4 protein-coding genes and 1 pseudogene are annotated in these 6,984 nt (G+C 40.9%); 3 read left to right on the top strand and 2 right to left on the bottom strand.

Going from position 1 to position 6,984, the window contains the following annotated elements; translation table 11 throughout:
* Positions 1 to 424, bottom strand: a pseudogene (locus tag RDS42_RS10535) (hypothetical protein); the annotation flags it as partial.
* Between the two features lie 255 nt (positions 425 to 679).
* Here RDS42_RS10535 and RDS42_RS10530 point away from each other — a divergent pair.
* From RDS42_RS10530 to RDS42_RS10520, 3 genes are read left to right on the top strand one after another with little or no spacing between them, the layout of a single operon-like run.
* Positions 680 to 3,061 carry an endonuclease MutS2 gene (locus RDS42_RS10530; protein WP_308783633.1) on the top strand — a complete coding sequence of 794 codons (2,382 nt, stop codon included), beginning with the start codon at positions 680 to 682 and terminating at the stop codon, positions 3,059 to 3,061.
* 16 nt (positions 3,062 to 3,077) lie between these two features.
* On the top strand, positions 3,078 to 3,779 hold the full coding sequence (locus RDS42_RS10525) for a response regulator transcription factor (RefSeq protein WP_308783632.1): 702 nt from the start codon (positions 3,078 to 3,080) through the stop codon (positions 3,777 to 3,779).
* Positions 3,776 to 5,188 carry a HAMP domain-containing sensor histidine kinase gene (locus RDS42_RS10520; protein ID WP_308783631.1) on the top strand — a complete coding sequence of 471 codons (1,413 nt, stop codon included), beginning with the start codon at positions 3,776 to 3,778 and terminating at the stop codon, positions 5,186 to 5,188. Before RDS42_RS10525 ends, RDS42_RS10520 begins: the two co-directional genes overlap by 4 nt.
* A gap of 54 nt (positions 5,189 to 5,242) precedes the next feature.
* On the opposite strand, the gene ade is transcribed toward RDS42_RS10520, so the two are convergent.
* Entirely contained in the window at positions 5,243 to 6,970 is a 1,728-nt protein-coding gene (gene ade, locus RDS42_RS10515) for an adenine deaminase (protein ID WP_308783630.1), read from the bottom strand.
* Positions 6,971 to 6,984: the final 14 nt, after the last annotated feature.

Raw genomic sequence — 6,984 nt, 5'->3', positions numbered from 1 at the left:
AATCTCCTGTTATACCAGCCACTCTAACCAGTGCTTTCTGCGGTTCCATGGCAATTTTTCTTACCATTTTATAAATATTTTGTAAATGAGAAACCGTAGATTTCTCCTGTATATCTTCATTGTTTGCAGCATCTATCTCTTCTGTGCTCTTATCCACGGAAGCGGTCTCCTGCTGCAGGCTGCTGTCTCCCGAAGGTTGTATTGAAGGCGTAATCTGTACGATCTCTTTTTTCTTTATCTGCTGTTCATATTTATCAAGGATACCGGGCATACATATCATAATTATAAAAACAGCACTAAGACCAAATACTATACCACACGCAGCTGCCACACCCAGCTTTTCCAATACTTTTCTTTTGTCCATAGGTCTTTGCTTGATAGTTTCTTTTATAAATGGATAGTCCTGATTTTTTTTATTTCCCATAACCATCCTCCTGTAAACCTGATAAGATGAGTATATTTTAGCAAAAATATATGAATTTTTCATGAACAAAAAAGCACTTTTTCCTTTTCAATAAGGATTAAATCATGTATGATAGAAACATCAAAACATAAATCACATTTTTCGTACCTTTACCTGATGTTCTGGAAAAACAGGCAAAAATATGGTATGATGAAAAATCACATAGTAAAATATTACAGCAATAGGAGATACTGCCTTCCAGGCAGGTAAAAAATTATGAATCAAAAAGCACTAACATCATTAGAATATTACAAAATAATAGAACGGCTTACAGAAAAAGCCTCTTCCTCTATGGGAAAAGAACTTTGCAGAAAACTTCTTCCCTCTACAGATATTAATGAGATCCGCCTGATGCAGACACAGACCAGGGATGCCTTAACACGCCTTTTTCAAAAAGGGTCTATCTCTTTTGGCAGTGTAAAAGATATCCGTGGTTCACTGAAGCGTCTGGAAATAGGCAGTTCTCTTGGCATAGCAGAAATTCTTGCCGTATGCTCTCTGCTTGAAAATACATCCCGGGTTAAGTCTTATTCCAGAAATGAAAGAAGCAATACTTCTGCAGATTCCCTGGACAGCATGTTTGACCAGCTTTCACCACTTACACCTCTTTCTGCAGAAATCCGCCGATGCATCCTCTCCGAAGATGAGATCAGCGACGATGCAAGCCCCGGCCTGCGCCAGGTCCGTCGAAACATGAAGATTACCAATGACAGGATCCATACTCAATTGTCCGGACTTGTAAACGGAAGTGCCCGTACCTATCTTCAGGATTCCGTGATCACCATGCGCAACGGACGCTATTGTATTCCGGTAAAAGCCGAATATAAAGGACAGGTTCCCGGTATGATCCATGACCAGTCCTCCACCGGTTCCACACTTTTTATTGAGCCGATGGTCATTGTAAAGCTGAACAATGATATGCGTGAACTGGAGCTTCAGGAACAAAAGGAAATTGAGATCATTCTTTCTTCATTAAGCCAGCAGATTGCAGAAGAACGAGAATCCATTGCCCTGAATCTTACGCTTATGGTACAGCTTGACTTTATTTTTGCAAGAGCAGCGCTTGCCATGGACATGAATGGAACCGAACCTGTTTTCAACGAAGAAGGAAAGGTCTTTCTAAAAAAAGCCCGTCATCCTTTAATCCCGAAAAAAAAGGTTGTCCCAATTGACATCCGTCTGGGAGAGGATTTTGACCTGCTTATCATTACAGGACCTAATACCGGAGGTAAAACAGTTTCTCTCAAGACTGTAGGCCTGCTTACCCTTATGGGACAATCCGGTCTGCATATCCCGGCTCTTGACCGCAGCCAGCTGGCTCTCTTTCATGAAATTTATGCAGATATCGGAGATGAGCAGAGCATTGAACAGTCTCTAAGTACTTTTTCCTCACATATGACCAACATCGTATCATTCCTGGAAAAGGCAGATTCCCGCTCTCTGGTTCTGTTTGATGAGCTTGGCGCCGGAACAGATCCTACCGAAGGAGCCGCCCTTGCCATTTCCATCCTCTCTTATCTCCATGATAAGGGAATACGGACCATGGCTACCACTCACTACAGTGAGCTGAAAGTATATGCACTTTCCGAACCAGGTGTTGAAAATGCCTGCTGTGAGTTTAATGTAGAAACACTTCGTCCTACCTACCGTCTTTTGATCGGTATCCCGGGCAAAAGTAACGCATTTGCAATTTCTTCCAAGCTTGGTCTTTCTGATTCTATTATCCAGCGGGCAAAAGACCAGATCAACGAACAGGACGTATCCTTTGAAGATGTACTTTCTTCTCTGGAAGAAAATCGTATTACCATGGAAAACGAGCGCCTTGAAATTGAGCGCTATAAAGAAGAGATCAAAACTCTGAAATCACAGCTGGAATCTCGTCAGGAAAAACTGGACGCACAGCGTGAGCGTATTCTCCGCCAGGCCAATGAAGAGGCCCATAAGGTTCTTGAAGAAGCCAAAGATTATGCTGATAAGACTATGAAGCTTTTCCATAAATTCCAGAAAGACCATGTGGATACAGCTTCTGTAGAAAGAGAACGTCAGGAACTACGAAAACGTATGAATAAAGCAGAAAGCAATATGGCCGGAAAGCCTCAGCAGAAAAAGCCCAAAAAATTGCTTACTGCCAAAGATATCCATCCCGGTGACTCTGTAAAAGTCCTCAGTATGAACCTGAAAGGAACTGTCAGCAGCCGGCCTGATTCCAAAGGTTATCTTTTTGTGCAGATGGGGATCATCCGTTCCAAAGTTTCTCTTTCAGACCTTGAACTTTTAGATGAACCTGTGATCACTACACCTTCTCTCCAAAAAACCGGGGCAGGCAAGATCCGTATGTCAAAATCTGCCAGTGTTTCCACTGAGATCAATCTTCTCGGAAAGACAGTGGACGAAGCAGTCGCTGAGCTTGATAAATATCTGGACGATGCATATATTGCTCATTTAAAATCTGTCCGTGTAGTTCATGGCAAAGGCACCGGTGCTCTCAGAAAAGGCGTTCATGACTATCTGCGCCGTCAGAAGCATGTGGCTTCTTTCCGTCTGGGTGAATTTGGCGAAGGCGATGCCGGTGTAACAATCGTAGAATTTAAAAAATAACAGGAGGTAGTTCCTCATGACATCAAAACAAAAAATTCTTATTGTCGATGATGACAATAAGATAGCAGAATTAATCTCGCTTTATCTTACAAAAGAATGCTTTGAAACAAGGATTGTCAATGATGGAGAACAGGCACTGAAGGAGTTTGCATCCTTTCATCCGGATCTTCTTCTGCTGGACCTGATGCTCCCGGGAATTGACGGATACCAGGTATGCAGAGAGATCCGTCATTCTTCTGATGTCCCCATCATTATGCTTTCCGCCAAAGGTGAGACTTTTGACAAAGTTCTTGGACTTGAGCTTGGAGCTGACGACTATATCATCAAACCTTTTGATTCCAAGGAACTGGTCGCGCGCGTTCGTGCAGTTCTTCGAAGATCCAAGGCCAAACAGCCTGCTGCGCCGATCAGCGAAAAATCCGTTTCCTATCCAGACCTGACTATTAATCTCACAAATTATTCTGTCACTTATATGGGAAAACAGGTAGATATGCCGCCGAAGGAACTGGAGCTTCTTTATTTTCTTGCAGCTTCTCCAAATCAGGTTTTCACAAGAGAGCAGCTTTTGGATCATATCTGGGGATATGAATATATCGGAGATACCAGGACCGTGGATGTTCATATTAAAAGACTGAGAGAAAAGATCAAAGATAACCCGTCATGGAGTATTGCCACTGTCTGGGGTATTGGTTATAAATTTGAGGTAAAAAATAAATGATCAAAAAAATATCCCGAAAATTCACGGAAGCCTATCTTTTTGTAGGCTTCCTTGGTTTTCTTTTGGTAACAATCATAGGTTCTAATATGATCGAGACTATCCTGGAAAAAGATATCAGTTCAGATCTTTATCAGAGTGCCTACCGCATTGCAGAAAATGAGGATATACGCCATAATATTACTGCCGCCAGTCTGGATAATATCAAAGAAAAACTCACTATGGTTGCTGATTATCCAAATACGATCATCTGGATCATCAACAATGACGGAAAAATCGTTCTTAGTACAAGAAAGGATATCAAAGCCGGACATCCTATTGATCTGGATAATTTTGATCCTTCTATATGGGGCGGCAACTATTATCAGGTCGGCTACTTTTATGGTTATTTTAAGGATAGCGCACGCCTCAGTGTCATCGCACCTATTACAGACAATATGAATACAAAAGGCTATGTTGCCATCCATTATATGATGAGCAGTCTTTATCAGAAAAGAGGGCAATATCTTTCTATCCTACAGTTCCTTTTTCTGATCGTTTATGGATTAATGGCGCTTATTCTGGTTGTATACCGCAGACATGTACATAAGCCTCTTCAGGAGATAAAAAAGGGAGTAAATGAATTTTCCAACGGAAATCTTTCTTACAAAATCCCTGTACAGACAGACGATGAACTTGGATATCTTGCCAACAATCTAAACTATATGTCTGATAAAATGAACCGTAACGGAGAGTACCAGCGTCAATTTATTTCCAATGTTTCGCACGATTTCCGCTCGCCGCTTACCTCCATCAAAGGATATGTAGAAGCAATGAGAGACGGAACTATTCCGGTGGAAATGCAAGATAAATATCTTGGAATCATTGTTTATGAAGCTGACCGTCTGGAAAAGCTTACCAAAGGCCTTCTCACACTCAATGAACTGGATATCCATAAAAGGCTACTGAACATTCAGACCTTTGATATCAATGATGCTATCAAAAAAGCCGCTGCCACCTATGAGGGCGACTGTACCAGGAGGCATATTCTTCTGGAACTGATACTTTCCGGCAGAGAACTCTATGCCAGAGCTGATATTGAACAAATTCAGCAGGTACTTCATAATCTCCTCAATAATGCAATTAAGTTCAGTCCGGATCATTCTACCATCATTATAGAAACAACTGAAAAAAATGATAAAATATTTGTTTCTGTAAAAGATCACGGTGTTGGAATCGCCAAAGAAAATCTTTCAAGAATATGGGAACGTTTTTACAAAACAGATACTTCCAGAGGAAAAGATCAAAAAGGTACCGGTCTAGGACTGTCCATTGTAAAAGAAATCATCCATGCACATGACCAAAATATTAATGTAATAAGTACAGAAGGAGTAGGCACAGAATTTATTTTTACACTAGAAAAAGCACGATAGGAAAATTCCTGTCATGCTTTTTCTTTTTCATGTAAATATTCACGTAATATATACTTATTCTTCAAATGGGCTGGTCAGAAGCCTGTCTTCGTTTACCAGATACACACCTCTGGGAGTTACTCTGATATCCGGGATTACCGGAAGCGCCATGAAAGATAATGTTATAAAAGGATCAAATCCTTTTTTTATTCCCATAGAATGTGCCTTTGATATCATACTTTCAAGAAGATCATTCACTTTTTCATAGCCTGCATCACTCATCAGTCCCATTACAGGCAGAGGCAAAGTGTCGAATACTTTTCCTTTCTCTACCAATGTATATCCTCCCTGAGTTCGTACAAGTTCCTTCACCGCAAGATACATATCCTGATCATTATCTCCAATAACAATCAGGTTATGTGAATCATGGGAAACACTTGATGCAATCGCTCCTCCCTGGATTCCAAATCCCTTTACAATTCCTACTCCCACTTTTCCGGTACATTTATGCCGTTCTATAACCGCAATTTTTTGGAAATTTTCATCTGGAATAAAATCTTTTCCATCCTGTTTCTCACTAAAAGGAACCTCTTCGTAAAGATCTTTTGTAACAATCTGTCCTTCCATCATCTGCAGTACATGAGCCTTTTTATTTATACAGGGCAGACGTAAATCTTTTTTATCAAAATCTTTCAAATGGACTGTGTTTTTCAGTTCAGGAGCACATGGCCTGATTTCTGTCTTTTCATCTTTCAGTATTATTTTTCCTTTATGATAAACATCCTGTACTTCCATAGTTTCCAGATTTTTAAGTACCACCAGGTCTGCCTGACATCCTGGTGCTATAGCTCCCAGATGCGTAAGCCCATAGCATCTTGCTGCCTGAATGGTAGCGATTTGTATTGCTCTTTCCGGTGAGAGTCCCAGTTCTACAGAACGCCTTATATTGTAATTGATATGGCCTTCTCTTCTAATGTCTTCAATATGTTTATCATCGGTACAAAAACAAAATCCTGATGTATCTGTATCGTTTTTTACAATCCCTGATACAATGGCATCCAGATTACGAGCCGCACTTCCCTCACGAATCAGAACCTGCATTCCATTTCTGCATTCCTCCATTGCATACTCATAATCAACACATTCATGATCTGTAGCAATTCCTGCCAAAGCATATGCAGCAAGATCTCCTGAGCTGAGAAATGGTGCATGTCCATCCCGTATTTTATTCTGAAATAAAGATAATTTCTCATGCATGGCAACACTTCCATTGATCACCGAAGCTGCATCCATTACCTCTCCCAGCCCAAGAATTCTTGGATGCTCAAGATACGTTTTCATTTTTCCGGCAGTAAGGGTACATCCATTGTCATCTACATAAGTTGCCGGTACACAGGAAGGCATCATCACATATACATTTGCCGGTACTTCCTCTGTCTGTTCCAGAATATAATCTATTCCTGCAGTTCCTGATACGTTTGCAGATTCATGCGGATCTACAATAAATGTCGTAGTTCCACACTGGGCAGCCTGGCGAATCAATTCTCCCGGCGTCACAAGCGTGGATTCCAGATGAAGATGGCTGTCAATAAATCCAGGACAAAGATATTTCCCTGTAAGGTCTATCTCTTTCTCTCCCTGATAATCACCCGTACCAATGATCATACCATCTGCAACTGCTACATCTCCTTTTCTGAACTCGCCTATATGTGCATAAAAAACATTGGCATTTTTAAACACAATAGGAGCCTTTTTGATTCCTCTGGCCATCTCAGAATAAATCCGGTACTTTTCAAGTTCCATATCTATAGCCTCCT

The sequence above is a fragment of the uncultured Blautia sp. genome, assembly GCF_902497045.1.
In the GTDB taxonomy this organism is placed as follows: domain Bacteria; phylum Bacillota; class Clostridia; order Lachnospirales; family Lachnospiraceae; genus Blautia_A.
Note: the sequence above shows the minus strand (reverse complement) of the source record. Positions and strands in the feature narration are given on the sequence as shown.

Coding starts and splice junctions, on each gene's coding strand:
- RDS42_RS10530 (WP_308783633.1), top strand. CDS start 680: ATGAATCAAAAAGCACTAACATCATTAGAATATTACAAAATAATAGAA.
- RDS42_RS10525 (WP_308783632.1), top strand. CDS start 3,078: ATGACATCAAAACAAAAAATTCTTATTGTCGATGATGACAATAAGATA.
- RDS42_RS10520 (WP_308783631.1), top strand. CDS start 3,776: ATGATCAAAAAAATATCCCGAAAATTCACGGAAGCCTATCTTTTTGTA.
- ade (WP_308783630.1), bottom strand. CDS start 6,970: ATGGAACTTGAAAAGTACCGGATTTATTCTGAGATGGCCAGAGGAATC.